At 70.5% G+C, this 25,342-nt stretch carries 28 protein-coding genes and 1 riboswitch; of the genes, 16 read left to right on the top strand and 12 right to left on the bottom strand.

Annotated features, from left to right (window positions below):
• The first annotated feature begins 160 nt into the window (after positions 1-160).
• Both ACIBK8_RS01425 and ACIBK8_RS01420 read left to right on the top strand, forming a co-directional pair.
• The gene (locus tag ACIBK8_RS01425) at positions 161-1,099 is read left to right on the top strand and encodes a beta-ketoacyl-ACP synthase III (protein WP_399039452.1); all 939 of its coding nucleotides are present in this window, start codon (positions 161-163) and stop codon (positions 1,097-1,099) included.
• Between the two features lie 92 nt (positions 1,100-1,191).
• Positions 1,192-1,596 (top strand): VOC family protein, encoded by a 405-nt coding sequence (locus ACIBK8_RS01420; RefSeq protein WP_399039451.1) that lies wholly within the window; start codon positions 1,192-1,194, stop codon positions 1,594-1,596.
• 31 nt (positions 1,597-1,627) lie between these two features.
• On the opposite strand, the gene ACIBK8_RS01415 is transcribed toward ACIBK8_RS01420, so the two are convergent.
• The 3 genes from ACIBK8_RS01415 to ACIBK8_RS01405 all read right to left on the bottom strand — a co-directional run bounded on the left by ACIBK8_RS01415 (position 1,628) and on the right by ACIBK8_RS01405 (position 3,612).
• A complete protein-coding gene (locus ACIBK8_RS01415; protein WP_393682575.1) occupies positions 1,628-1,849 on the bottom strand; it encodes a hypothetical protein in 222 nt (73 codons plus the stop codon).
• Between the two features lie 88 nt (positions 1,850-1,937).
• A complete protein-coding gene (locus ACIBK8_RS01410) occupies positions 1,938-2,855 on the bottom strand; it encodes a glutaminase (RefSeq protein ID WP_399039450.1) in 918 nt (305 codons plus the stop codon).
• A gap of 10 nt (positions 2,856-2,865) precedes the next feature.
• The gene (locus ACIBK8_RS01405; protein ID WP_399039449.1) at positions 2,866-3,612 is read right to left on the bottom strand and encodes a helix-turn-helix domain-containing protein; all 747 of its coding nucleotides are present in this window, start codon (positions 3,610-3,612) and stop codon (positions 2,866-2,868) included.
• Between the two features lie 78 nt (positions 3,613-3,690).
• On the opposite strand from ACIBK8_RS01405, the gene ACIBK8_RS01400 reads away from it, so the two are divergent.
• The 3 genes from ACIBK8_RS01400 (at position 3,691) to ACIBK8_RS01390 (ending at position 5,690) form a co-directional block, all read left to right on the top strand.
• Positions 3,691-3,924 carry a hypothetical protein gene (locus ACIBK8_RS01400; protein ID WP_393682580.1) on the top strand — a complete coding sequence of 78 codons (234 nt, stop codon included), beginning with the start codon at positions 3,691-3,693 and terminating at the stop codon, positions 3,922-3,924.
• 192 nt (positions 3,925-4,116) lie between these two features.
• Complete coding sequence (locus ACIBK8_RS01395; protein ID WP_399039448.1) at positions 4,117-4,707, top strand: N-acetylmuramoyl-L-alanine amidase; 591 nt, start codon at positions 4,117-4,119, stop codon at positions 4,705-4,707.
• A 50-nt stretch (positions 4,708-4,757) separates the two neighbouring features.
• Entirely contained in the window at positions 4,758-5,690 is a 933-nt protein-coding gene (locus tag ACIBK8_RS01390; RefSeq protein WP_399039447.1) for a 1-aminocyclopropane-1-carboxylate deaminase/D-cysteine desulfhydrase, read from the top strand.
• A gap of 39 nt (positions 5,691-5,729) precedes the next feature.
• On the opposite strand, the gene ACIBK8_RS01385 is transcribed toward ACIBK8_RS01390, so the two are convergent.
• A complete protein-coding gene (locus ACIBK8_RS01385) occupies positions 5,730-7,328 on the bottom strand; it encodes a Na+/H+ antiporter (RefSeq protein ID WP_399039446.1) in 1,599 nt (532 codons plus the stop codon).
• A gap of 77 nt (positions 7,329-7,405) precedes the next feature.
• Here ACIBK8_RS01385 and ACIBK8_RS01380 point away from each other — a divergent pair, with 77 nt between their 5' ends.
• From ACIBK8_RS01380 to ACIBK8_RS01365, 4 genes are all read left to right on the top strand, one after another.
• On the top strand, positions 7,406-7,666 hold the full coding sequence (locus ACIBK8_RS01380) for a UBP-type zinc finger domain-containing protein (protein ID WP_393682583.1): 261 nt from the start codon (positions 7,406-7,408) through the stop codon (positions 7,664-7,666).
• 43 nt (positions 7,667-7,709) lie between these two features.
• Positions 7,710-8,183: a GNAT family N-acetyltransferase gene (locus ACIBK8_RS01375; RefSeq protein WP_399039445.1), complete on the top strand. Its 474-nt coding sequence runs from the start codon at positions 7,710-7,712 to the stop codon at positions 8,181-8,183.
• 308 nt (positions 8,184-8,491) lie between these two features.
• Positions 8,492-8,905 carry an anti-sigma regulatory factor gene (locus ACIBK8_RS01370; protein ID WP_052860744.1) on the top strand — a complete coding sequence of 138 codons (414 nt, stop codon included), beginning with the start codon at positions 8,492-8,494 and terminating at the stop codon, positions 8,903-8,905.
• A gap of 43 nt (positions 8,906-8,948) precedes the next feature.
• Positions 8,949-9,929: an RNA polymerase sigma factor SigF gene (locus ACIBK8_RS01365; protein WP_399039780.1), complete on the top strand. Its 981-nt coding sequence runs from the start codon at positions 8,949-8,951 to the stop codon at positions 9,927-9,929.
• A 67-nt stretch (positions 9,930-9,996) separates the two neighbouring features.
• Here ACIBK8_RS01365 and ACIBK8_RS01360 read toward each other — a convergent pair whose 3' ends face one another.
• Positions 9,997-10,461 (bottom strand): hypothetical protein, encoded by a 465-nt coding sequence (locus ACIBK8_RS01360; RefSeq protein WP_399039444.1) that lies wholly within the window; start codon positions 10,459-10,461, stop codon positions 9,997-9,999.
• Positions 10,462-10,579: 118 nt separating this feature from the next.
• Between ACIBK8_RS01360 and ACIBK8_RS01355 the strand changes: the two genes are divergently transcribed.
• Together ACIBK8_RS01355 and ACIBK8_RS01350 are read left to right on the top strand one after the other, a co-directional pair.
• A complete protein-coding gene (locus tag ACIBK8_RS01355; RefSeq protein ID WP_393682589.1) occupies positions 10,580-11,563 on the top strand; it encodes a diacylglycerol/lipid kinase family protein in 984 nt (327 codons plus the stop codon).
• 321 nt (positions 11,564-11,884) lie between these two features.
• On the top strand, positions 11,885-12,142 hold the full coding sequence (locus tag ACIBK8_RS01350; protein WP_003983230.1) for a WhiB family transcriptional regulator: 258 nt from the start codon (positions 11,885-11,887) through the stop codon (positions 12,140-12,142).
• 134 nt (positions 12,143-12,276) lie between these two features.
• On the opposite strand, the gene ACIBK8_RS01345 is transcribed toward ACIBK8_RS01350, so the two are convergent.
• Together ACIBK8_RS01345 and ACIBK8_RS01340 are read right to left on the bottom strand one after the other, a co-directional pair.
• Complete coding sequence (locus ACIBK8_RS01345) at positions 12,277-13,746, bottom strand: sensor histidine kinase (RefSeq protein WP_399039779.1); 1,470 nt, start codon at positions 13,744-13,746, stop codon at positions 12,277-12,279.
• Positions 13,747-14,096: 350 nt separating this feature from the next.
• Entirely contained in the window at positions 14,097-14,711 is a 615-nt protein-coding gene (locus ACIBK8_RS01340) for a TetR/AcrR family transcriptional regulator (RefSeq protein WP_399039443.1), read from the bottom strand.
• Positions 14,712-14,868: 157 nt separating this feature from the next.
• Between ACIBK8_RS01340 and ACIBK8_RS01335 the strand changes: the two genes are divergently transcribed.
• Positions 14,869-15,648: an SDR family oxidoreductase gene (locus ACIBK8_RS01335; RefSeq protein WP_399039442.1), complete on the top strand. Its 780-nt coding sequence runs from the start codon at positions 14,869-14,871 to the stop codon at positions 15,646-15,648.
• A 164-nt stretch (positions 15,649-15,812) separates the two neighbouring features.
• Positions 15,813-16,595 carry a glucosamine-6-phosphate deaminase gene (nagB, locus tag ACIBK8_RS01330; RefSeq protein WP_399039441.1) on the top strand — a complete coding sequence of 261 codons (783 nt, stop codon included), beginning with the start codon at positions 15,813-15,815 and terminating at the stop codon, positions 16,593-16,595.
• Between the two features lie 179 nt (positions 16,596-16,774).
• Here the strand turns inward: nagB and ACIBK8_RS01325 are convergent, their stop codons facing one another.
• From ACIBK8_RS01325 to ACIBK8_RS01310, 4 genes are all read right to left on the bottom strand, one after another.
• Positions 16,775-18,325, bottom strand: a complete 1,551-nt coding sequence (locus ACIBK8_RS01325; protein ID WP_399039439.1) for a glycoside hydrolase family 3 protein — start codon at positions 18,323-18,325, stop codon at positions 16,775-16,777.
• Positions 18,326-18,334: 9 nt separating this feature from the next.
• Positions 18,335-19,165, bottom strand: coding sequence for a carbohydrate ABC transporter permease (locus ACIBK8_RS01320; protein WP_393682599.1), 831 nt, complete (start codon positions 19,163-19,165; stop codon positions 18,335-18,337).
• Entirely contained in the window at positions 19,162-20,151 is a 990-nt protein-coding gene (locus tag ACIBK8_RS01315) for a carbohydrate ABC transporter permease (protein WP_399039438.1), read from the bottom strand. The genes ACIBK8_RS01320 and ACIBK8_RS01315 overlap by 4 nt, the downstream gene beginning before the upstream one ends.
• Positions 20,152-20,241: 90 nt before the next feature.
• Complete coding sequence (locus tag ACIBK8_RS01310; RefSeq protein ID WP_399039437.1) at positions 20,242-21,510, bottom strand: extracellular solute-binding protein; 1,269 nt, start codon at positions 21,508-21,510, stop codon at positions 20,242-20,244.
• A 241-nt stretch (positions 21,511-21,751) separates the two neighbouring features.
• On the opposite strand from ACIBK8_RS01310, the gene ACIBK8_RS01305 reads away from it, so the two are divergent.
• The 3 genes from ACIBK8_RS01305 (at position 21,752) to mctP (ending at position 24,710) form a co-directional block, all read left to right on the top strand.
• Entirely contained in the window at positions 21,752-22,513 is a 762-nt protein-coding gene (locus ACIBK8_RS01305) for a GntR family transcriptional regulator (protein ID WP_393682605.1), read from the top strand.
• A gap of 269 nt (positions 22,514-22,782) precedes the next feature.
• Complete coding sequence (locus ACIBK8_RS01300) at positions 22,783-23,043, top strand: DUF3311 domain-containing protein (RefSeq protein ID WP_393682607.1); 261 nt, start codon at positions 22,783-22,785, stop codon at positions 23,041-23,043.
• On the top strand, positions 23,040-24,710 hold the full coding sequence (mctP, locus tag ACIBK8_RS01295; RefSeq protein WP_399039436.1) for a monocarboxylate uptake permease MctP: 1,671 nt from the start codon (positions 23,040-23,042) through the stop codon (positions 24,708-24,710). Before ACIBK8_RS01300 ends, mctP begins: the two co-directional genes overlap by 4 nt.
• A 31-nt stretch (positions 24,711-24,741) precedes the next feature.
• On the opposite strand, the gene ACIBK8_RS01290 is transcribed toward mctP, so the two are convergent.
• Complete coding sequence (locus ACIBK8_RS01290) at positions 24,742-24,960, bottom strand: hypothetical protein (protein ID WP_399039435.1); 219 nt, start codon at positions 24,958-24,960, stop codon at positions 24,742-24,744.
• 116 nt (positions 24,961-25,076) lie between these two features.
• A riboswitch (cobalamin riboswitch) is annotated at positions 25,077-25,237 on the top strand.
• Positions 25,238-25,342 lie beyond the last annotated feature (105 nt).

Raw genomic sequence — 25,342 nt, 5'->3', positions numbered from 1 at the left:
GGTGTGGCGCCCCTCCGGCCGGGGAGTTAAGGGAGCACGGTGCGGCGGTCGGATGTCTCCAGTAATGCGGCCAGAAGATTGGCAGATCACGCAACCACCGGCCGCCCGCCAGGGGTGAGACTTGTCGGATACCCATCGACCACGTACAGATCGGGAACTCATGACCGGGTCACGTGTCCTGGCTCTCGGCCATTACCAGCCATCGGGCGTGCTCACCAACGAGGATCTCGCCAAGATCGTCGACACCGACGACGCCTGGATCCGCAGCCGGGTCGGCATCCGCACCCGCCATGTGGCCGCACCCGACGAGAGCGTCGACGCGATGGCGAGCGAGGCCGCCGCCAAGGCGCTCGCCGCCAGCGGTCTGGCCGCGGAGGACATCGACCTGGTCCTGGTCGCCACCTGCACGGCCACCGACCGCAGCCCGAACACCGCGGCCCGGGTCGCCGCCAAGCTGGGCCTGCGGGCCCCCGCGGCGATGGACATCAACGTCGTCTGCTCCGGCTTCACCCACGCGCTGGCCACCGCCGACCACGCCATCCGCGCGGGGTCGGCGACCCACGCCCTGGTCATCGGGGCCGAGAAGTTCACCGACGTCGTCGACTGGACGGACCGTTCGACCTGCGTGCTGGTCGGCGACGGCGCGGGCGCGGCCGTCGTCTCCGCGTCCGACGAGCCGCTGATCGGCCCCGTCGTGTGGGGCTCGGTCCCGCAGATGGGCAACGCCATCCGCATCGAAGGGGAGCCCACCCGCTTCGCCCAGGAAGGCCAGACGGTCTACCGCTGGGCCACCACCCAGCTGCCCGCCATCGCCCGCACGGTGTGCGAACGCTCCGGCATCCTCCCCGCCGACCTGGGAGGGGTCGTCCTGCACCAGGCGAACCTGCGGATCATCGAGCCGGTCGCCGAACGCATCGGCGCGGTCAACGCGGTCGTCGCACGCGATGTCATCGACTCCGGCAACACCTCGGCAGCCTCGGTGCCGCTGGCCCTGTCGAAGCTGGTCGAACGGCGCGAGATCCCCTCCGGCGCCCCGGTCCTGCTCTTCGCCTTCGGCGGCAACCTCTCGTACGCGGGCCAGGTCATCCGCTGCCCGTGAGCCGCCCGGCCCTTCGGTGACACGGAGGGCCGGTCTTCGCGGCGTCCGAAACGTTCAATACCCCGGCGGGGCACCCTGCCTACGCTCCCCCCATGAGCACTTCGACACCGCACCTGGCAGCCATCGGCATGACCGTCGCCGACATGGCCGCATCCCTCGCCTTCTACCGCCGCCTCGGCCTGGATGTCCCCGCCGCCGCGGACACCGCCCCGCACGCCGAGGCCACGCTGCCCGGCGGGCTGCGGCTCATGTGGGACACCTACGAGACCGCGCGCGCCATCGACCCGGACTGGACGCCGCCGCAGGGCGGCACCCCGACCGGGCTCGCCTTCGCCTGCGAAGGACCGGCCGGCGTCGACCGCACCTACGCCGAACTGACCGCCGCAGGGCACACCGGCGAGAAGGCCCCCTGGAACGCCTTCTGGGGCCAGCGCTACGCCGTCGTCGCGGACCCGGACGGGCACGGCGTGGACCTGTTCGCGCCGCTCGACGACTGACCGGGCGCGGACGGGAGCCCGGCGACCTGACCTACGGCACCTCACGCAGGTAGACCGCGCCGCACAGGAAGCAGAACGGCTCCCCTTCCGGAGAGCCCCAGACGTCGGACGGCTGGGTGGCGGCGGACTGCTCCAGCATGCGCCCGCACATCGCCTTCACCCCGTCCCGCCTGACCATGTGCCAGACCTTGACCGGGGCGCCCGCCTCCGGCGTCACGCCTTCCTCGTACTCCGCGCGCATCTCGTGCTCCATGGCACTGCACCTCCCCTCCCACGATGCGCCCAGCGGATCGCCGCCACAACGTGGCAGGTCGGGGAGAGGTGGCCCGCGGCGCACCGTCTCAGAACACCGACCAGCCGGTCAGCGTCGTGAAGTGGTCGAGCGCGGCGGCACCCGCGACGGAGTTGCCCCGGCGGTCCAGGCCAGGACTCCACACGCACAGCGTGCAACGGCCCGGCACCACGGCGATGATCCCGCCGCCGACGCCGCTCTTGGCCGGCAGCCCGACACGGTAGGCGAACTCCCCCGCCGCGTCGTAGGTGCCGCAGGTCAGCATCACCGCGTTGATCCGTTTCGCCTCGCGCGCCTGGAGCAGCCTGGTGCCGTCGGCGCGCACGCCGTGCCGGGCGAGGAAGCCGCCTGCCGTCGCCAGATCCCGGCAGCTCATCTCGATCGAGCACTGCCAGAAGTAGTGCTCGATGACGCTGGGGACCGGGTTCTCCAGGTTCCCGAAGGACGCCATGAAGTGCGCGAGCGCCGCGTTCCGGTCGCCGTGATCGGCCTCGGAACCGGCCACGGCCTGGTCGAACGCGAGATCCGGGTTGCCGCTCTCCTCCCGCAGGAAGTGCAGCATCGTCGTGCTGGCGTCGCCGGTGAGGGACTGCAGCCGGTCGGTGACGACCAGCGCGCCCGCGTTGATGAACGGGTTGCGCGGGATCCCGTTCTCCCACTCCAGCTGGACCAGCGAGTTGAACGGCGTCCCGGAGGGCTCGCGGCCCACCCGCTTCCAGATGTCGTCGTCGCCGTGCGCGTGGGCCATCACCAGCGCCAGCGAGAAGGTCTTGGAGATCGACTGGACGGAGAACGGCACCTCCCAGTCGCCCACGCCGTACACCGCGCCGTTGATGTCCGCCACCGCGATCCCGAAACGGTCGGCGGAGACCCGTTCGAGCGCCGGAATGTAGTCGGCGACCTGTCCTCGTCCCGCGAACGGCCGCGCGAAGGCCGCTACCTCCTCGAGAACGGCCTGGTAGTCCATGGTCCACACGCTAACCCGGCACCAGCAGGCTCCCCAGGGGAACCCCCGCGAGCGACCGCACCTCGCGTGCCAGGTGCGCCTGATCCGCGTATCCGGCACGGGCCGCCACCTCGGCGTACGGGACGCCGGCCCGTGCCAGTTCGAGCGCCCGCACCAGCCTGAGCACCCGGGCCAGCGTCTTGGGTCCGTAGCCGAACGCGTCCAGGCAGTACCGGTGCAGCTGCCGGACACCGAGCTGCACACCGTCGGCGGTCTCGGCCACGGAGCGGCCCTGCGCCAGGGCGCGGGTGATGGCGGCGCTGCGGGCGGACCGTCCCGCCCGTCCCGGGGGCAGGCGGTCCGCCGCCTCCCGGACGCGGGCCGCCGCGATCTCCTCCAGGAGGCGGCCCGGCGCACCGGCAGCCGCCAGCCGCCCGGTCAGCTCCCGCACCCGCGCCCCGGGCCACAGGTCCGCCAGCGGGACGCGGCGGTCACGCAGGTCACGGGCGGGTACGCCGAAGACGGCCGGGCCCTGTCCCGGTGCGAAGCGCAGCCCGGTGAAGCAGGTACCCGGCCCGCCTTCCGCCATGTGCGGGCGGGTGTCGGGTCCGGCCACCAGCAGCCGCCCCGCGCCCCAGATCAGATCCGTGCAGCCGTCCGGCAGCACCGCGCCGCCGACCGGGCGCCGGCCGCTCGTCCACAGCACCGCGCCGTGCAGCCGGGACGCCCGCTCGCGGTACGCACCGGAAGGACCACCCGTCTCGCGCTCCGCGTCCACGTCCTCCAGCCTGGCACGGGAACCCGACGGCCGGGTGCGCCGTTGACCTTTATGACACCGATCTTCACGGAGGCAGCGATGGCAGGGTTTCTCGACCGCGCCAAGGAGCAGGCACAGAGTGCCTTCGACCAGGGCAAGCAGAAGGTCGACGAAGTACAGCAGCAGCGAGCGGGCAACGACCTGCTGAAGAAGCTGGGCGCGGCGTACTACGCCGAGCGCAGCGGCAGCGGTTCCCCGGAGGCGACGCGGAACGCACTCAGTGCTCTGGAGGCGCACATCAGCGCCCATGGAGACGGCTTCCTGCGGTCCTAGGTCCGACAGGGGCTGGGGCGGACCCGCCGGGTCGCGCGGCCCGACGGCCCGGCGGCCGGAAACGCTCGCACAGGAGACGAACGACCGGTCCGTTAAATACCGTTCCGGCCCGTCGGGTGCCGGTCATCCCGTAGAAGCGAGGGATGAGGCGGTGCGCGGTCGGCGACCGCCGCGCACCGATCGGAGTCGGCCATGTCCGCACCGCTGTCCGCATCCCGTCTCCTCGCCGCCCTCAAGGGCGAAGGGCTCGATGTCGTCGAGGTCGGCGACTGGCGGCACCACGACCGCAACGACAAGGGACCGTGGGGCCCGGTGCACGGCGTGGTCATCCACCACACCGCGACGTCCGGGGCGAAGACGACCGTCCGGACCTGCTACGACGGCCACCCTGACCTGCCGGGACCGCTGTGCCACGGTGTGATCACCAAGGACGGCAGGGTCCATCTGGTCGGCGCCGGGCGCGCCAACCACGCGGGTCTGGGCGACGCCGATGTGCTGCGCGCGGTCATCGCGGAGAAGCTGCTGCCGCACGACGACGCGTCCGACGCCGACGGCAACCGCGCCTTCTACGGCTTCGAGTGCGAGAACCGCGGCGACGGCCACGACCCGTGGCCCGCGGTGCAGCTGACGGCGATCGCGAAGGCCGCGGCGGCGGTGTGCCGGGCGCACGGCTGGAGCGAGCGCTCGGTGATCGGCCACCTGGAGTGGCAGCCGGGCAAGGTCGACCCGCGCGGCTTCCCCATGGACCGGCTCCGCGAGCTGGTCGCCGAACGCCTGAAGTGACCTCGGGCCGTCCGGGCCGGATGCGGCGCGCCCCGGCGGCGGTCGCGACAATGGACGGTGTGACCAGCCCCGTTTCCGGCCCCGCCGCCGGCCCCGACGCTCTGCGCCCGCTGCTGCCCTCACCGCTTCGTGAGGTCGAGGACCCGGCGTTCGCCCGGCACGGCATACGGCTGCTGCTCAAGCGGGACGATCTGATCCACACCGCGCTGCCCGGCAACAAATGGCGCAAGCTGGCGCCCAACCTGCGCGCCGCGGCGGACGCCGGCGAGCGGACCCTGCTCACGTTCGGCGGCGCGTACTCCAACCATCTGCGCGCCACCGCGGCGGCCGGCCGGCTCCTGGGCTTCGCCACCATCGGCGTCGTACGGGGCGAGGAGCTGGCCCACGCGCCGCTCAACCGGTCGCTGGCCCGCTGCGCGGCCGACGGTATGCGGCTGCACTTCATCGACCGTGCCACCTACCGCCGCTCCGGCGACCCGGAGGTGCTGGCCGCGCTGCACGACCGGTTCGGCGCGTTCCGCGTCATACCGGAGGGCGGCAGCAACGCGCTCGCCGCACAGGGCGCCGCGGAGCTGGGCCGGGAGCTGCGCGGGGCGGCCGGCACGGCGGCGGTGCCGTGCGGGACGGGCGGCACCCTGGCGGGCCTGGCCGCGGGGCTCGGGCCGGGTCAGCGGGCCATCGGCTTCGCCGTGCTCAAGGGCGGCAGCCCGCACTTCCTCCAGGGGACGGTCGAGGGGCTCCAGCGCGCGGCGTTCGGCGGGCCGCGCGGCGACTGGCGGCTGGAGGACCGGTTCTGCTGCGGCGGCTACGCCCGGCGCACCCCCGAGCTCGACGCCTTCGCCGACGCGTTCGAGGAGCGGCACGGGCTGCCGCTGGAGCGGATCTACGTCGCGAAGATGCTGCTGGGCCTGGCGGCCCTGGCCGGTGAGGGCGCCTTCGCCCCCGGCAGCGCGGTGGCCGCGGTGATCACCGGCACACCCTGAGCCGCCTGCCGGACCGCTTCCCCTGGTGGGCCCGCCCGGTCAGGCGCCCTCCCGATAGGCGGCGGCCTCCTCCAGGTCGAGCCGGCGCAGCAGCGTCCGCAGCATCTCGTCGTCGATCCGCCGGCTGTCGCGCAGCCGGACGAAGACCCGCCGCTCGGCGTCGATCATTTCCCTGGCCAGCCGCCGGTAGGTCTCGTCGGCCGATTCACCGGTCTCCTCGTTGACCGCGCCGAGCCGCTCCCAGACGGCGTTGCGGCGCCGCTCCATGACCGTGCGCAGCCGGTCGGAGAGGGGTCCTGGCAGGGTGTTGCGCCGGTCGGCCAGCAGCTCGTCCAGGCGCGCTTCGGCGGCCCGGGACGCCTCGTTCTGCGCCTGGGCCTCGGCGAGCGTCTCGGCCTGCACGTCCCTGGCGGGGAGTTTCAGGGCGCGGATCAGCGGCGGCAGCGTCAGACCCTGGACGACCAGCGTGGCGATGACGGTGGTGAAGGTCAGGAAGAGCACGAGGTTGCGGGCGGGAAACGGGCCGCCGTCGTGCACGGTGGCGGGGATGGAGAAGGCGATGGCGAGCGACACCACGCCGCGCATCCCGGCCCAGCCGACGATGAGGGGCGCAGCCCAGGTCGTGTCGGGCTCCCGGCCGCGGATGCGGGACGACAGGGCGCGCGGCAGGTACGTCGCGGGGTAGACCCAGACGAACCGCGCCAGCACCACCACGGCGAAGACGGCGAGCGCGTACCAGGTGGCCTCGACGCCGCCGAACTCGCCGAGTCCGCGCAGCACGACGGGCAGTTGGAGGCCGATCAGCGCGAAGACCGCGCACTCCAGGATGAAGGAGACGACGTTCCAGACGGCCGCCTCCTGGAGCCGGGTCTCGAAGTCGACCTGCCAGGAACGGTGCCCCAGGTAGAGGGCGACCACGACGACGGCGAGCACTCCGGAGGCGCCGACCTGCTCGGCGGCGGCGTACGCCACGAACGGGATGAGCAGCGAGAGGGTGTTCTCCAGGAGCGCCGACGCCCGTAGCCGGCGGCGCAGCCAGTGCAGCGGCACCATCAGGACGAGGCCGACCCCGATGCCTCCCAGGGCGGCGATCGCGAACTCCTCGATCCCGCGGCCCCAGGTGGTGCCCATGCCGACCGCAGCGCCCAGCGCCACCTTGTAGGCGGTGATGGCGGTGGCGTCGTTCACCAGGGATTCGCCCTGGAGGATGGTGGTGATCCGGTGCGGCAGGCCGAGTTTGCGGGCGATGGCGGTGGCCGCGACGGCGTCGGGCGGCGCGACGACGGCGCCCAGCACCAGGGCCGCGGCCAGTGGCAGGTCAGGGATGAGGAGGTAGGCGGCGGCGCCGACGGCGATGGTCGCGAAGAGGACGTAGCCGACCGACAGCAGCGCCACGGGGCGCCAGTTGGCGCGCAGGTCGAGGTAGGAGCTTTCGAGCGCGGCGGTGTGCAGCAGCGGGGGCAGCACCAGCGGCAGCACGATGTGCGGGTCGAGGGTGTAGTCGGGGACGCCGGGGATGAAGCCGGCGGCGAGCCCCGCCGCGACCAGCATCAGGGGCGCCGGTACGGGCGTACGCCGCGCGAGCGCCGCGACCGCCGCGCTCCCCGCGATCAGCAACAGCAGCGGCATCACATCCATCGGGCCGCACCCTCCGCACCTCGTCCGTCGACGCCGGCACACTCCGCCGCCCGTTCCGGCGATCTAACCTGGCCATCATGAGCGAGTGCACGCATGTCCTTGAGCTGCCGCGCGCCGAGCCCGCCCCGCGCAGCGCCACCTGCCTGGAGTGCCTGGCGGCCGGCAGCCACCCGGTACAGCTGCGGCTGTGCCTGGTGTGCGGGCACGTCGGCTGCTGCGACTCCTCGCCGTTCCGGCACGCCACGGAGCACTTCGAGGAAACCGGCCATCCCGTGATGCGTTCGTTCGAGCCGGGTGAGACCTGGCGGTGGTGTTTCACCGACCAGCTCCTGGTGTGAGGCTGCCGCACGGCTCCCGGCGGGCACCTCTTAGCCTGGCCGCATGATCCGCGATGCGACCCCCGCCGACGTCCCCGTCATCCTCACCATGATCCGCGAACTGGCCGCCTACGAAAGGGAACCCGAGGCCGCGCGGGCCACCGAGCCGCAGTTGGCCGAGGCCCTTTTCGGCGACCGGCCCGCGGCCTTCGCGCTGATCGCGGAGGCCGCCGAAGGCCCGGTCGGCTTTGCCCTGTGGTTCCAGAACTTCTCGACGTGGACGGGCACGCACGGTGTCTACCTGGAGGACCTGTACGTCCGCCCCGAGGCGCGCGGCGGCGGGCACGGCAAGGCGTTGCTGGCGGCGCTCGCCGAGCTGTGCGTGGATCGCGGGTACGCGCGTTTCGAGTGGTCAGTCCTGGATTGGAACGAACCGTCCATCGGCTTTTACCGGTCGATCGGTGCGCAGCCCATGGACGGATGGACGGTCTTCCGGCTCACTGGAGATGCGCTGCACAACCTCGCGAAGACCTCGTGAGTCAACGGAGCGTAATCGGGAATGATTTGACTGTGCAGACCCCTAGCCACTGTGCGTACCCGTAGCCTTACAATAAGTGACAACGTCGGCCATGGATGACCACGGGCCGGATCGTTGCCCGGACGGCAACCGTGCTCCCTCCGGGCGACACCGGCCCGGAGATCGCGATAGCGTCGCAGCCGAACCATGTGCTGCGCCGCGTCGTTCTCCTTTCACCTGACAGGAGAGACGTCCGGTACAGATGCGCCGAAACCGCACAAAAGTCACGCATACCAGCTCAACCATCTTGTGCCACCTTGGAGGTGAGGGTGTCCCAGATCGCAGGCGAGCCCGGGAATCAGGACTTCGTGGAAGTCCGTCTGCCCGCTGCGGGTGCCTACCTGTCTGTGCTGCGTACGGCCACGGCCGGACTCGCAGCCCGTTTGGACTTCACCCTCGACGAGATCGAGGATCTGCGCATCGCGGTCGACGAGGCGTGCGCCATCCTGCTCCAACAAGCCGTCCCCGGCTCCGTGCTGAGCTGCGTCTTCCGCCTCATCGACGACGCACTACAGGTGACCGTCTCGGCGCCCACCACCGACGGGCGCGCACCCGAGCGCGACACCTTCGCCTGGACGGTGCTCTCCGCACTGGCCGGCAAGGTCGACTCCACCGTCGCCGAGGACCGTACGGTCACCATCAGCCTGTACAAGGAGCGCGGCGCCGGTCCCGGACCGTCATGACCGAACAGGGGGCCCCGTGAAAGATCTCGAACGCGGTACGGGGATGGCGCCCGGTGCGACCATCCCCGACCAGCATTCCCGGCCGCGTCCGACGGGCGCAGACGACCACGGCGGCCGGTTGGACGCGGCGGAGCAGGCGGATCACATGGACCACAGCGAGCAGCAGGGGCAGCAGCACGACCCGCGCCCACCTCAGGCACAGGACCCCCAGGGGCCGCAGGACACCCAAGAGCCCCAGCACGCCGTCGAGCCCGCGCACACCCACGATCCGCACGACCGCAACGGCGCGCGGGCGCTCTTCCTCGAACTGCGCAAGCTCCCCGACGGCTCCGCCGAGCGCGCGGAACTCCGCAACACCCTGGTGCGGATGCATCTCCCGCTGGTCGAACACCTGGCCCGCAGGTTCCGCAACCGCGGTGAGCCCCTGGACGACCTCACCCAGGTCGCCACGATCGGTCTGATCAAGTCCGTCGACCGCTTCGACCCGGAGCGCGGCGTGGAGTTCTCCACCTACGCCACCCCGACCGTCGTCGGCGAGATCAAGCGGCACTTCCGCGACAAGGGCTGGGCGGTCCGCGTCCCGCGCCGCCTCCAGGAACTGCGCCTGTCCCTGACCACCGCGACCGCCGAGCTGTCCCAGCGCCACGGCCGTGCCCCCACGGTCCACGAACTGGCCGAGCACCTCGGGATCTCCGAGGAGGAGGTCCTGGAGGGCCTGGAGTCGGCGAACGCCTACAGCACCCTCTCCCTGGACGTCCCGGACACCGACGACGAGTCCCCCGCGGTCGCCGACACCCTCGGCGCCGAGGACGAGGCGCTGGAGGGTGTGGAGTACCGCGAATCCCTCAAGCCGCTGCTGGAGGACCTTCCGCCGCGCGAGAAGAAGATCCTGCTGCTGCGGTTCTTCGGCAACATGACCCAGTCCCAGATCGCCCAGGAGGTCGGCATCTCCCAGATGCACGTCTCGCGCCTCCTGGCCCGCACCCTGGCCCAGCTGCGCGAGAAGCTCCTCGTCGAGGAGTGAGCGCCGGCCAACGGCACAACAGGAGGGGCGGGGCCCGCACGGTCCCCGCCCCTCCTGCACGTCCGCTCTAGGAACGCTGTTCCCGGGGGCCGATGCCGAGCGCCTCGGTGGCCGTCGGGTTGACCAGCAGACCGAGGACCACCAGCGCCGCCACGGCGAGCACGACACCGGCCGCGATGAGGACGCCACCGCCGTTGACGAGCGTCCAGGCGACCGGCAGCGCGACGATCTGCGTGATCAGCGAAGGCCCCCGGCTCCAGCGGCGCAGCAGCCACAGGCCACGGGCGGCGAGCAGCGGCAGCACGGCGAGCACGATCACCGTCACCGCGCCCGTCACTGCCTGCTGCGGGCTGTCGGGCGAGCCGGCCAGACCCTCGACCAGCATGAAGATGCCGAGTGCGGCCAGGGCCACCCCTTCGACCGCGGTGAGCGCGGCGGCGGCGGTCAGCCGGGCCGGCCGCGGCCCGGTCGGCTCGGGCGCCGCGGCGGCGCCGGCGGCTCGGTTCGCGGACTGTTTCTGCTGACTGCTCACCCCAGCAGGGTAGCGCCGCCGCGTGGGCCGCCCCGCGCCCCGGCCCACGCCCCCGTCGGCGGCCCGTTGCGGAGGTGGGCGTGCGGGCGAGAACCCGCAGGTAGGTACGCTGGCGCACATGCGCGCACTTCTCGTGGTCAATCCCGCAGCTACCACCACCAGTGCCCGCACCCGTGACGTACTGACCCACGCGCTCGCCAGCGACCTCGATCTGGAGGTCGCCGAGACCCGTTACCGCGGCCACGCCCGCGACCTCGCCAGGCAGGCCGCCGAGGACGGCAGAACCGAGCTGGTGGTGGCGCTCGGCGGCGACGGCACGGTCAACGAAGTCGTCAACGGCCTGCTGACCCACGGCCCCGACCCGCAGTCCCACCCCCGCCTGGCCGTCGTGCCCGGCGGCTCCACCAACGTCTTCGCCCGCGCGCTCGGCCTGCCGAACGACGTCGTGGAGGCCACCGGCGCCCTGCTGGACGCCGTGCGGGACGGCAGCGAGCGCACGGTCAGCCTGGGGCTCGCCTCGGGGACACCCGGAAGTGAGGACGAGGGCGTCCCGGCCCGCTGGTTCACCTTCTGTGCCGGCTTCGGCTTCGACGCCGGCGTCGTCGGCCGGGTCGAGCAGCAGCGCGAACGCGGCAAGCGTTCGACCCACGCCCTGTACGTGCGGCAGGTCGTACGGCAGTTCCTGGGCGAGCCGAACCGCCGGCAGGGCACCATCACGCTCGAACGGCCGGGCGAGGAAGCGGGCTCGACCGAGATCGTCGAGCATCTGGCGATGTCGATAATCTGCAACACCTCTCCCTGGAGCTACCTGGGCAATCGCCCGCTGTACCCCTCCCCGGAAGCGTCGTTCGACACCGCCCTGGATCTGTTCGCACTGAGCAAGCTCTCGCCCCCCGCGGTGACCCGGTATGCCACTCAGCTGCTGACGTCAACACCGGAACGCGGCCCCCGCGGCAAGCACGCGGTGTCCCTGCACGATCTGACGGCCTTCACCTTGCATTCCCAGGTGCCTTTGCCCTTCCAGATGGACGGCGACCATCTGGGACTGCGCACGAGTGTGACGTTCACAGGCGTACGCCGTGCACTGCGTGTGATTGTGTGAGCAGTAGGGCCTAAAGTCCTTCCACTCGAACGTTTAGGCTGACTCCCACCCCCTAGAAGTACGGCTGTGACCTAGGCGACACCAAGGAATCAAAAAAAAGTTTCCAGTAGGGGTTGTATCCGTCGCCGAGGTTTGCGAGTCTCTTCATGGCGATCGGGACGGCCACTTCACCGGCCCCCTTGAGAGCCCGAATCCTTCTCCTCATCCCACAGGTCCGCACCAGTTTGCGAACTGGCACTCGGCCCTTCCCGTGCGGAGGGATTCGTGAAAGCGTTCACATTCACAAGCAACGTTCCCGTCATACGAGGAGATGGAGCAGCCATGGACTGGCGTCACCGCGCCGTTTGCCGCGAGGAAGACCCCGAGCTCTTCTTCCCCATCGGCAACACCGGTCCTGCGCTCCTGCAGATCGAGGAAGCCAAGGCCGTCTGCCGCCGCTGCCCCGTCATGGAGCAGTGCCTGCAGTGGGCGCTCGAGTCCGGTCAGGACTCCGGCGTCTGGGGTGGTCTGAGTGAGGACGAGCGCCGCGCAATGAAGCGCCGTGCAGCTCGCAACCGGGCGCGCAACGCCAGCGCCTGACACAGACTCCCCGTGGCCCCCGAGCCGCAGCGCGCAGTACCCCCGATGCGCAGAGCAACGTGAGCTTTGAGCCCCGGACCTGATGGGTCCGGGGCTTACTGCTGTCCAGGGGCCGTGCGCCGCCCGCCGGCGTTCTAGCTCTTCTCGGCGCGGACCGGCACGTCCAGGATCACCTGCGTGCCCCCTTCCGGCGCCGGCACCATGTCGAACGCGCCGCCCAACTCCCCCTCCACCAGGGTCCGTACGATCTGCAGCCCCAGGTTTCCGGCGCGCTGCGGATCGAATCCGTCGGGCAGCCCCCGGCCGTTGTCCTGGACGGTGACCAGCAGTCGCGGTTCCGTACGGCTGCCGCCGCGTACCGCGCCGACCTCGACCGTGCCGTGTTCACTCTGGTCGAAGGCGTGCTCCAGGGCGTTCTGCAGCACCTCGGTCAGCACCATCGACAACGGGGTGGCGACCTCGGCGTCCAGGATGCCGAAGCGTCCGGTGCGGCGGGCGGTCACCTTGCCGGGCGAAATCTCGGCGACCATGGCGAGGACCCGGTCGGCGATCTCGTCGAACTCGACCCGCTCGTCGAGCGTCTGGGACAGCGTCTCGTGCACGATCGCGATCGAACCGACCCTGCGTACCGCCTCGTTGAGCGCCTCGCGGCCCTGCTCGGAATCCATCCGGCGTGACTGGAGGCGCAACAGCGCGGCGACGGTCTGCAGATTGTTCTTCACCCGGTGGTGGATCTCCCGGATGGTGGCGTCCTTGGTGATCAATTCGCGCTCGCGGCGGCGGAGTTCGGTGACGTCCCGCAGCAGGACCAGCGAACCGATGTGCGTGCCCTTGGGCTTGAGCGGGATGGCGCGCAACTGGATCACGCCTTCCTCGCCCTCCACCTCGAACTCCCTGGGCGCCCAGCCGCTGGCGAGTTTGACCAGCGCCTCGTCCACCGGGCCCCGGGCGGGGGCGAGTTCGGCGGTCGCCTGGCCGAGGTGGTGTCCCACGAGGTCGGCGGCGAGGCCGAGCCGGTGGTAGGCGGAGAGCGCGTTGGGGCTGGCGTACTGGACGACGCCGTCCGCGTCGAGGCGGATCAGGCCGTCGCCCGCGCGCGGGGACGCGTCCATGTCGACCTGCTGCCCAGGGAAGGGAAACGTTCCGGCAGCGATCATCTGGGCCAGGTCGGACGCGCTCTGCAGGTAGGTGAGCTCCAGCCGGCTGGGGGTGCGCACCGTGAGCAGGTTGGTGTTGCGGGCGATCACTCCGAGTACCCGGCCCTCGCGGCGGACCGGGATGGACTCGACGCGGACCGGCACCTCCTCGCGCCATTCCGGGTCGCCCTCGCGCACGATCCGGCCCTCGTCCAGCGCGGAGTCCAGCATCGGACGGCGACCACGGGGTACCAGGTGACCCACCATGTCGTCCTGGTAGGAGGTGGGCCCGGTGTTCGGGCGCATCTGGGCCACCGACACGTACCGCGTGCCGTCGAGGGTGGGAACCCACAGCACGAGGTCGGCGAAGGACAGATCGGACAGCAGCTGCCATTCCGAGACCAGCAGGTGCAACCATTCAAGGTCGGAGTCGCTCAGAGCGGTGTGCTGGCGTACGAGATCGTTCATGGAGGGCACACACGGGAGCCTACCGGCGTACGGTGTATCTGTTCTCCTGCACGGGCATGGACAGATCAGAATGGTCTAGTCCACAATATCTCTGGTAAAGACCTCCGCTCTCCCCGCACAGGAGAGCGGATCGAGGCCGACGCGCTCTCTGCCCTGACTGCGCCGAGGTCTCCGATCGACCGGTTCCCGGACGGGCCGCTCCCCTACCGCACTTGGGGTGCACACCCCGCCCCACGGAACCGGCCGATGAAGCTCCGGGCTGCGGTGCCGGACAGGTTGAGGGTCCTGTCCCGGCGCCGCGGCCCGCGGGTGTATCGGGGCCCGGCCCGCCTTCCCGACCCGCGCCCGGTTCAAGGGCTGTCCGGCCAGACCTTCATCGCCAGCTCGGCGATCGCCTCCAGCGTCGTGCGGTCGGCGCCGTCCCGCGCCTGCTGCGACATCCCCTGGATCACCGCGCCCACGTAATGGGCCAGCGCGGGCGCGTCCGTGTCCACGGGGAGCGTGCCGGATGCCACGTCCGCGCGGATGCGGCTCTCGATCCCGTCGATGTTCGCCAGCCGCATCGCGCGCAGCTCGTCGGCCACATCGGCGGACGCCGGTGCGGTGTTCTGGGCGGCGCTGATCACCAGGCAGCCGCGCGGACGGCCGGGCAGGGTGTATTCGGCCGCCGCCTCGCGCAGCGCCCGCTCGACACCCTGGCGGGCGGTCGGCTCCTCGGTCATCGCGCGGTCCAGGAAGCCGCCGTGGAGCCGGCCGTACTCGGCCACCACCTCGCGGAAGAGCGCCTGCTTGTCGCCGAAGGCGGCGTACAGGCTGGGGGCACTGATGCCCATCGTGCGGGTCAGATCGGAGATCGAGGTCGCTTCGTAGCCCTGCTCCCAGAAGGACCGCACCGCTTTCTCCAGCGCCGTCTCCCGGTCGAAGGACCGGGGCCGGCCGCGCTGCTTCGTTTCCTTGGCTGCCATGCCTGGAATTCTATAGCGGTCGGTACGGAAGCGTGTTACGGTTTTTCTGTAGCGAGCGATACATAAAAGTATGGCACGGCGCTCGCTGCGGTGATGGACGCTGACCGAGGGGCCGGGCGCGCGAGCGAACGGTCGCGACGACGAGGGGGCAGGAGCGATGAGCGCACGGAACGGCGGGGCCGCATTGAGCGGCAGGACCGCGCTGGTGACGGGCGGCAGCAGGGGGATCGGCCGGGCCGTAGCGGAACGGCTGGCGCGGGACGGTGCGCGGGTCGCCGTGCACTACGGACACGACGCGACCGCGGCGAAGGAGACGGTGACGGCCATCGAGGCCGCGGGCGGCCAAGCCTTCGCCATACACGCCGAGTTGGGCGTACCGGGCGGCGTCGAGGCGCTGTGGGAAGCCTTTGACGCCCAGGCGGACGGCCTGGACATCCTGGTCAACAACGCCGGGGCCAACAGCAGGGCGGACGGCATCACGCAGGTCTCCGAAGCGGAATTCGACCGGCTCTTCGCGCTCAACACCAAGGCACCGTTCTTCCTCACCCGGCTCGGCCTGCCGCGACTGCGGGACGGCGGCCGGATCATCAACACCTCCACGGGCCTGACGCGCGGCACGGCCAAGCCCGAGCTGATCACGTACGCCATGAGCAAGGGCGCCCTCGATGTCTTCACCTCGACACTGGCCAAGGAGCTGGGCCCGCGCGGGATCACGGTCAACGCCGTGGCGCCGGGCGCCGTCGACACGGAGATGAATGCCCACTGGCTGCGCGGGGAGGCGAATTCCGGGGCGCGGACGGCGACGCGGGCGATATCCCCGCTCGGCCGGATCGCGGAGGCCGGCGACATCGCGGACATCGTGGCGTTCCTGGCCTCGGACGACAGCCGCTGGGTGACGGGCCAGTGGATCAACGCCACCGGTGGCGCCCAACTATAGGGGCGGGAAGCCGGATGGCGGCGGGCGGGAACAAGAGTCACCTCACGCCTCCGCAGGGACGGGACGACTTCCATCGGGCCGTCTCACCACCGGGCCCGGCGGGCCCCTCTCTGATAGATTGGTCTATACCACATGAGTCCATTCTCCAGAACGGCAGGCCAAGCGTGGAAGTTGTCATCGTCCCGGACGCCAAGGCAGGCGGCGAACTCATCGCGGAGGCCATCGCCACCCTGGTGCGCCGCAAGCCCGACGCTCTGCTCGGCGTGGCCACCGGCTCGACCCCGTTGCCCATCTACGAAGCGCTCGCGGCGAAGGTCAAGGCCGGTGCCGTGGACGCCTCGCGGACCCGTATCTGCCAGCTCGACGAGTACGTCGGCCTGCCCGCGGGGCACCCCGAGTCCTACCGTTCCGTGGTGCTGCGCGAGGTCGTCGAGCCGCTCGGCCTCGGCCAGGAGTCCTTCATGGGCCCCGACGGCTCGGCCGATGACGTCCAGGGCGCCTGCGAGGAGTACGACCGTGCGCTGCGGGAAGCCGGCGGAGTGGATCTTCAGCTCCTCGGCATCGGCACGGACGGCCACATCGGCTTCAACGAGCCGTGTTCCTCGCTCGCCTCGCGTACCCGCATCAAGACCCTGACCCAGCAGACCCGGGAGGACAACGCCCGGTTCTTCGACCACCTCGACGAGGTGCCGCACCACGTCATCACGCAGGGCATCGGCACCATTCTGGAGGCCCGTCACCTGGTGCTGCTGGCCACGGGCGAGGGCAAGGCGGACGCCGTGGCGCAGTCCGTCGAAGGTCCGGTCGCCGCGCTGGTGCCGGCCTCGGCGCTCCAGTTGCACCCGCACGCCACGGTCGTCGTCGACGAGGCCGCTGCGTCGAAGCTGAAGCTCGCCGGGTACTTCCGCGCCACCTACGCGGCCAAGCCGGACTGGCAGGGCATCTAGGCACATCGGCAGGAAAACGCCGAAGCGGCCGGGTGCTCCTGGGAGGGGCACCCGGCCGCTGTGTGTGCGGTGGCGGGGCGGGGCGGGGCGCCCCAGACCGGGGCGGGCGAACGGGGAAGCTCGGCCTGTTCGGCCGGGTCGGCGCGGGTGGCCCGCTCGGCGCGGGTCGACCGGCCCGGTCAGCCCGCCGGTGCGGTCGGGTGGGACGGGGCCGATCCCGTGAGGGCCTCGGCGGCGGCCTGGGCGCAGACGCGGGCGGCGCCGTGGGTGGCGAGGTGGAGCGCGCCGCAGGGGGGTGCCTGCGGGACGCCCATCTCGACGACGACGGTGTCGGGGCGGGCGGCGATGAGGGCGTCGAGGGCGTCGGCCATCCAGGGGTGGCGGTGCACGTCGCGGACGACGGCGACGATGCGGCGCCGGTCGGCGGCCGTGACCAGGCCGGCGACCAGGCTGCCGGTGCCGTCGGCGGCGGCCTCGGCGGTGTAGGAGGCGGTGTCGGTGCCGGGCAGGAGGCGTGCCAGTTCGGCGGCGACGCCCCAGGGGGTTTCGTGACCCACCGCGATGTTCGCGAGGGGGGTGAAGGCGGCGACGTAGGCGGGGGAGGTGAGCGGGGTGAAGGGTTCCCTGGCGGTGCGGCGCAGTGCGCGGCGCGCGGCGGTCAGCCCGACCTCGGGTGCGGGCGCGGCCCCCTCCCCCGCGCCCGCACGCCGGGTCCAGCGCGCCAGGGCGCGCACCCGTGCTGCGGCATCGGCGAGCCGCTTCTCCGACAGCTCGCCGTCACGCACCGCCCTCACCAACGCGTCGCGCAGCCGCAGCACGGTGTCTTCGTCGGCCAGGCCGCCGCCGACACAGATCGCGTCGGCGCCGGCCGCGATGGCCAGTACGCTGCCGCGTTCGATGCCGTAGGTGGCCGCGATGGCCCGCATCTCCATTCCGTCGGTGACGATCAGCCCGTCGAAGCCGAGTCCGCCATCCGCCGCCGGGGCGCGCAGCAGGCCGTGCAGGGCGGCGGCGCTGAGTGTGGCGGGGCGGGTGCCGTCCAGGGCGGGCAGCAGGATGTGCGCGCTCATGACGGCCTTGGTTCCGGCCGCGATGGCGGCGCGGAACGGCACCAGTTCGCGTTCCTGGAGGGTGGCGAGGTCGGCGGCGATCCGCGGCAGGTCGTGGTGCGAGTCGACGGAGGTGTCGCCGTGGCCGGGGAAGTGCTTGGTGCAGGCGGCGACCCCGGCGGACTGCATGCCGTCCACGTACGCGGCGGTGTGCCGGGCGACGAGTGCCGGGTCCGCGCCGAAGGAGCGGACGCCGATGACGGGATTGGAGGGGTTGGAGTTGACGTCGGCGGCCGGCGCCCAGTTGAGGTTGACGCCGCAGGCGGCCAGGCGGCGGCCGAGTTCGCGGGCGACCTGGCGGGTCAGCGTGGTGTCGTCGACGGCGCCGAGTGCGAGGTTGCCGGGGAAGGAGGAGCCGCCGCGGACCTCCAGGCGGGTGACGTCGCCGCCCTCTTCGTCGATGGCGACCAGGATGTCCTCGCGCTCCGCGCGCAACTGCGCCGTGAGCGCGGCGAGTTGCCCGGGATCCGCGACGTTGCGGCCGAAGACGCCGACGGACGCCAGCCCCTCGTCGAGTCGGCGGAGCAGCCAGTCGGGGGCGCTGGTGCCGGTGAAGCCGGGCTGGAGGACGGCGAGTGCGTCCCGGGTCAGGGTGTCAGCGGAGGATACGAGGGTGGTCATGGGGCTGCGTCATCCCTTCACTGCGCCGGAGGTGAGACCGCCGACCGCCTTGCGCTGGAGGAACAGGAAGAGAATCAGGATGGGGATGGCGAAGATGGACGCGGCGGCCATGGTGGCACCCCAGTCGTCACCGAACTGGCTCTGGAACTGTGAGAGCCACAGCGGCAGGGTGCCCTTGGCGGGTTCCTTGTTGAGGACGAGCACGAGCGGGAACTCGTTCCATGCCGTGATGAAGCCGAAGAGGGAGGTGGCCATCAGCCCGGGGGCGAGCAGCGGGAAGACGACCTTGACGAACGCCTGGCGTCGCGTGCAGCCGTCGACCATCGCCGATTCCTCCAGCTCCTTGGGGACGGCTGCGACGTAGCCGCGCAGGGTCAGGAGGGTGAAGGGAAGGACCATCAGCATGTAGAAGCAGGTGAGCGGTACGAGGCTGTTGAGCATGTCCGCGTCCCGGACGATCATGTAGATCGAGATGACCATGACCTCCCAGGGCGCCATCTGGGCGACCATGAAGGTCAGCAGGATGCCCTTGCGGCCCTTGAAGCGCATGCGGGTGATGGCGAAGGAGCCGCAGAGCGCGATCAGCAGGGAGAGGCCGACGGCGAGCACGGTCACCACGACGGAATTCCCGGCGAGGGTCCAGAAGTTGGGCGCGGAGACGGCCGTGACGAAGTGCTCGAAGGTGCCGTTGACGGGGAACCACACGGGTTCGTCGCTGATGATGTCGCCGGTCGGCTTGAACGCCGTGTTGAACATCCAGTAGACGGGGAAGACGAATCCGATGGCGAGCACGATCGCCGTCGCGTTGGGCCAGATACGGCCGGCGAGCGAGCGCTTCACAGCTCGTCCTCCTCTTGCTTGAGGGTCAGGCGCAGGTAGTAGGCGGTCATGCCGAGCAGCACGAGGATCGTCAGCAGCGAGATCGCGGCGCCCATGCCGAAGTGGAGGTTGCCGACGCCCTCGGTGAAGGCGTAGATCGGCAGCGTCTCGGTGAGGCGGTCGGGGCCGCCCTTGTTGATCGCGAAGATCTGCGGGAACGCCTTGAAGACCCAGATGATTTCGAGGAACGTCGTGGCGAGGAAGAAGGGCTTGAGGAAGGGGAAGGTCACCGAGGTGAAGACCTTCCAGGTGCCGGCGCCGTCCATGCGTGCGGCTTCGTACAGCTCCTTGGGGATCGTGGTGGTGGCGGCGTAGAGGTTCAGCGCCACGAAGGGCAGGGACATCCACACGATCAGGAGGGTGATGACGAAGAAGGTGGAGAACTGGGTGCCGACCCAGTCGTAGTGGGCCATGGAGTGCCAGCCGAGCTTGTCCAGCACCCAGTTGACGACGCCGTAGCGGGAGTCGAAGAGCCACTGGAAGACGGTGGTGGCGGCGATGACGGGCATCGCCCAGGCGAGCACCAGCGCGACGGACAGGGTCAGCCGCATCTTCTTGCCGAGGCGGGCGAGGAGCAGCCCGATCAGCACGCCGATGACCATGATCAGGACGACGTTGACGGCGGTGAAGACGATGGTCCGGACGGTGACCCGCCAGAACTCCTCGTTGCCCAGGACCTGCTGGAAGTTGTCGGTGCCGTTCCAGACCGTGAGGTGCTGGATCAGCTCCTTCATGTTGAGGGTCTGGAAGGAGAGCAGGATGTTGCGCACCATCGGCCAGCCCAGGAAGGCCGCGGTGGCGAGCAGGGCGGGGAGCAGCAGCAGGTAGGGCGTGCCGCGGGCGACCCGCGAACGTCGGCTGCCGGTACTGCGGCCGGCCGGCGGGGCGCCGCCCTTGCCGATCCGCGGCGCGGTCTTCTCCACCGCGTCGTCGAGCTGCACTGCCATGGCCCTCTGCTCCCCTTTTCCCCGTAGGTACCGGTGTCGCACACGCTGCGGTACGGGCCGGGGACGGCCGGCCCGTACCTGACAGGGTGGTTACTGCTGGGCCAGCCGCTTGTTGATCTCTCCGTCGACGGCCTTGGCCGCGTCGGCCGGTGTCTTACCGCTGAGGACCGCGGTCATGTAGTTCTTGATCGGGTTCGGCACGTTCTCCACGGCGGCCCACTGCGGGATCAGCGGCGTGGTGCCGCCGGCCTTCGCCGCCGCGGGGGCAGCCGCCTCGGCCGCCGGGTTGCCCTTGGCCGCGTCCTCCAGGTCGGGCGACTTGGGTGTCCAGCCGACCTCCTTGACCATCTGGGCGTCGGCCTTCTTCGAGAGGGCGACCTTGAGGAACGCCTTGGCGAGGTCCTGCTTCTGACTGCCGCCCGCGACCGCGAAGTTGGAGCCGCCGAGGAAGACACCCTCGGGCTTGGCCTCGGTCTCACCGGGGATGGTGAAGAAACCGATGTCGTCCTTGATCTTCGGGTCGGCCTTGACGGCGGTCGCAGCCTCGTAGCCCATGGCGATGACGGCGCCGGTCTTGCCCTTGGCGAAGACCTCGGCCTGCTGGGGCGTGGCCTCGTCCTTGTTCTTGGGGGCGGAGCTGAAGGACTGGTACGTCTTGTAGATGTCCATGGCCTTGGCGACCTTGGGGTCACCGAGGTTGGAGACCCACTTGCCGCCCTCCTTCTTCACCAGCTTCGCGCCGGTGCCGATGGTCAGGCCGTCGAAGAAGTACCAGTTCTGGCCGGGCAGATAGAGCGGCTCGGCCTGGGTCTTCTTCTTGATGGTGTCGAGGTCCTTGAAGAACGCGCTGCGGGTCTTGGGGGTTCCCTCGATGCCCGCGTCGGCCCAGATCTTCTTGTTGTACATGACGACGCGGTTGCCCGCGTACCACGGAAGGGCGTACTGCTTCCCGTCCGCCATCGCGGCCTTGTTGAAGGTGTCGCTCCAGTCGGAGCCGATCTCCTTCTTGAGGTCGCCGAGGTCGAGGAGGGCGCCGGCCTTGGCGTACGCGGCGGTCTGGGTGTTGCCGATTTCCACGACGTCCGGCGGGGTGTCCTCGGAGAGGGCGGTGGTCAGCTTCTGCTGGATTCCCTCCCACTGCTGGACCTTGAAGTCGACGGTGGCGCCGGTCTTCTTCTTGAATTCCTTGGAGACCTGCTCGGTCCACTGCGCCGGGTTGGATCCGTCCATCACCCAAACGGTGAGCTTCTGCCCCTTGAAGCCATCGGCTCCGTCCGTGCTGTTGCCGCTGGACCCACAGGCAGCGACACTCACCAGCATTCCCGCGACCGCCGTCGCTGCTATGAGCCCACGCTTCATTGCGCTCTCCCCTAAAGGCCGGGTGTGGTCTTTAATGGTTTAGACCAGTGCCCGCAGCTTGGCCTAGACCTTTTGGGGTGTCAAGGGTGTATAAGAGTCGCTGTCGGCTCCGTTACCGGACCGACATCTGCCGGGCGCGGACCTGCGAGAGAGCACGTGGATCCCACCCGTGCCACGATGTGAGCCGCTATGTACGGAGGAGCCGGTGACGGCAGCGCAACAGGGGTCGGAAGGGCGGGTCATGGAGACCGACGGGGGCAGCGCGGAGAGCAGTGGAAGCGCCACGCGCACCGCTCGTGTACCCAAGTACTACCGCCTCAAGCGGCACTTGCTGGAGATCACCGAGACCCTGCCGCCCGGCACCCCGGTCCCGCCCGAGCGCGCGCTCGCCGCGGAGTTCGACACCTCCCGCACGACCGTCCGCCAGGCACTCCAGGAACTGGTCGTCGAAGGCCGCCTGGAGCGTATCCAAGGCAAGGGCACCTTCGTCGCCAAACCGAAGGTTTCGCAGGCGCTGCAACTGACCTCCTACACCGAGGACATGCGCGCCCAGGGTCTCGAACCGGCCTCGCAGCTCCTCGACATCGGCTATGTCACCGCCGACGACCGGCTGGCCGGGCTGCTGGACATCGCCGCGGGCGGCCGGGTGCTGCGCATCGAACGGCTGCGGCTGGCCAGCGGCGAACCGATGGCCATCGAGATCACCCACCTGTCGGCCAAGCGGTTCCCCGCGCTGCGCCGCAACCTCGTCAAGTACACGTCCCTCTACACCGCGCTGGCCGAGGTCTACGACGTGCGCCTCGCGGAGGCGGAGGAGACCATCGAGACCTCGCTGGCCACGCCCCGCGAGGCGGGTCTGCTGGGCACCGACGTCGGCCTGCCGATGCTGATGCTGTCCCGGCACTCCCGTGACGCCCAGGGGCAGCCGGTGGAGTGGGTGCGCTCGGTCTACCGCGGCGACCGCTACAAGTTCGTCGCCAGGCTGCGCCGCCCGGCCGACTGAAACCCCGCGGTACGGCGGGGTTTCGGCCACCGCCGTACCGCCAGGACCGCACGGAATCCGGACGGGCCGCCTCGCGGGTCCATGACCTCCGGCTTCCCGTACGCGTGGACCAGCGGGCCGGCCGCGAGCGCACCCGTCGCCCAAGTCCCGTTCCCCTGGCGGAAGATGTCGTTGCCGTACCGATATGCGGACAGCTAGTGACGTCTGCCACGGCGCTGCCATAGATTTCCAGCCTCGTACAGGAGATCGCCAGGGACGGAGCCACGGTCATGACAGAGCAAGCCGAAACGCCGGATTCCAGACAGGTCGTCACACCGACGCGTGTGGTGGCCGGGCTCTGCCTGATCGCTCCGTTCGTGGCGATGCTGTGGGTGAGTTCGTACGCCAAGGTCGAGCCGAGGCTCATCGGGATCCCGTTCTTCTACTGGTACCAGATGCTGTGGGTGCTGATCTCGACCGTGCTCACGATGACCGCGTACAAGCTGGTCCAGCGTGAGCAGCGGATCCGCAAGGGCGGTGCGGCGACATGACCACCACCCCATCCGCCGCCCTGGCCGCGGCCGGCACGGACGGCGTCAACGGCGTCGCGCTGGCCGTCTTCATCTTCTTCTTCGTGGCCGTCACGGTCATGGGCTTCCTCGCCGCCCGCTGGCGCAAGGCCGAGCAGTCCGCCAACCTCGACGAATGGGGCCTGGGCGGCCGGAGTTTCGGCACCTGGGTGACGTGGTTCCTGCTCGGCGGCGACCTCTACACCGCTTACACCTTCGTGGCCGTCCCGGCGGCCATCTACGCCGCGGGCGCGGCCGGCTTCTTCGCCGTCCCCTACACGATCCTCGTGTACCCGTTGATCTTCACCTTCCTGCCCCGCCTCTGGTCGGTCTCGCACAAGCACGGCTACGTCACCACCTCCGACTTCGTGCGCGGCCGGTTCGGCTCGAAGGGCCTGTCGCTGGCCATCGCGCTCACCGGCATCCTGGCGACGATGCCGTACATCGCCCTCCAACTGGTCGGCATCCAGGCCGTCCTGGATGTGATGGGTGTCGGCGGCGGCGAGAACACCAACTGGTTCGTCAAGGACCTCCCGCTGCTGATCGCGTTCGCGGTGCTGGCCGCGTACACCTACTCATCGGGCCTGCGCGCGCCGGCGCTGATCGCATTCGTCAAGGACGGGCTGATCTACCTGGTCATCGCCGTCGCCATCATCTACATCCCGATCAAACTCGGCGGTTTCGACGCCATCTTCGACGCGGCGGGCAAGGCGTTCGCCGAGCCGGGGCCGACCGGCAAGCCGCGCGGTGAGCTGGCCAGCGGCCCCAACAACCAGTGGGCGTACGCCACTTTGGCGCTCGGCTCGGCGCTCGCGCTGTTCATGTATCCGCACTCGATCACCGCGACGCTGTCGTCCCGCAGTCGCAACGTGATCCGCCGCAACACCACCATCCTGCCGCTGTACTCGCTCATGCTGGGCTTCCTCGCGCTGCTCGGCTTCATGGCGATCAAGGCGGGCACGGACACCCACGGCAACGCGCAGCTGGCGATCCCGCAGCTGTTCGAGGACATGTTCCCGAGCTGGTTCTCCGGCGTGGCGTTCGCCGCGATCGGGATCGGCGCGCTGGTGCCCGCCGCCATCATGTCCATCGCGGCGGCCAACCTCTTCACCCGCAACGTCTACAAGGACTTCATCAAGCCGCACGCCACCCCGGCGCAGGAGCACAAGGTCGCCAAGCTCGTCTCACTGCTCGTGAAGGTCGGCGCGCTGATCTTCGTCCTGGGCATGGACAAGACCGTGGCGATCAACTTCCAGCTGCTGGGCGGCATCTGGATCCTGCAGACCATGCCGTCGCTGGTCGGCGGCCTGTTCACCCGCTGGTTCCACCGCTGGGCGCTGCTGGCCGGCTGGGCGGTCGGCATGGTCTACGGCACGCTCGCGGCGTACGGCGTGGCAAGCCCGACGCAAGCGCACTTCGGCGGCTCCAACGCCGAGATCCCCGGCATCGGCCAGATCGGCTACATCGGCCTGACCGCGATCGTGCTCAACGTCCTGGTGACGGTCGTGCTGACCTTCGTCCTGCGGGCCCTGAAGGCGCCTGACGGCGTCGACGAGACCAGCCCCGGGGACTACACCGCGGACGTCGGCGACAAGGCCGCCGACTCCGAACTGCCGCCCACAGCAGTGGGTTCGGCGACCGGCCACTGACCCCGGCTCTCTCCGGCACCCGCACGGGCCGTCACGTCCCTCCGGACGCGGCGGCCCGTCGCCGTATGGGGGCGGGCACGGCGGGCCGTCGCCGTATTGGGACGGACGCGGCGGGCCGTCCGCCCGGGGTCAGCTCTACCCCGCCGATGAATTCCAGCCGCACGCCTTCCTCCGCCCGCTCGACTATCCGGGCGGCCTCTTCGAAGTAGTCGGTGAGCGTGCTGTGCGGCCGGTCGGCGAGCGCGGTCATGGGGCCTCCTCCTGCTGTCGTCGCAGTGCGGGGAACGTGGGAACGACGATAGCGGGGACCACTGACAGACACCGCGCGATCACACACGACTCACTAGATGTGGGGGTGCGCACGAGGTGGCACCCCCACATGTATGCTCGTGCTCGCTGTCGCCGCAGGGGAATCCGGTGTGAGTCCGGAACTGTCCCGCAACGGTGTACGTATGCGCAGACATCGCTTCACCGCCTGTCGTGCGCACCTGTGAGTCCGAAGACCTGCCGACAGTACGCCCGCGCCGCCATCGGCGTGGACGTCGATACGTCCGGGCCCCGAGGGATGGGCCGGTGGACGCCGCGCGGTGTGCCCGCGCCCCGTGTGTCCGGGGTGCCGTATGCCCGCGTGC

Origin of the sequence: Streptomyces sp. NPDC050161 (assembly GCF_044460025.1) — a bacterium.
Classification (GTDB): domain Bacteria; phylum Actinomycetota; class Actinomycetes; order Streptomycetales; family Streptomycetaceae; genus Streptomyces.
This window is presented reverse-complemented; position numbering and strand designations above follow the sequence as displayed.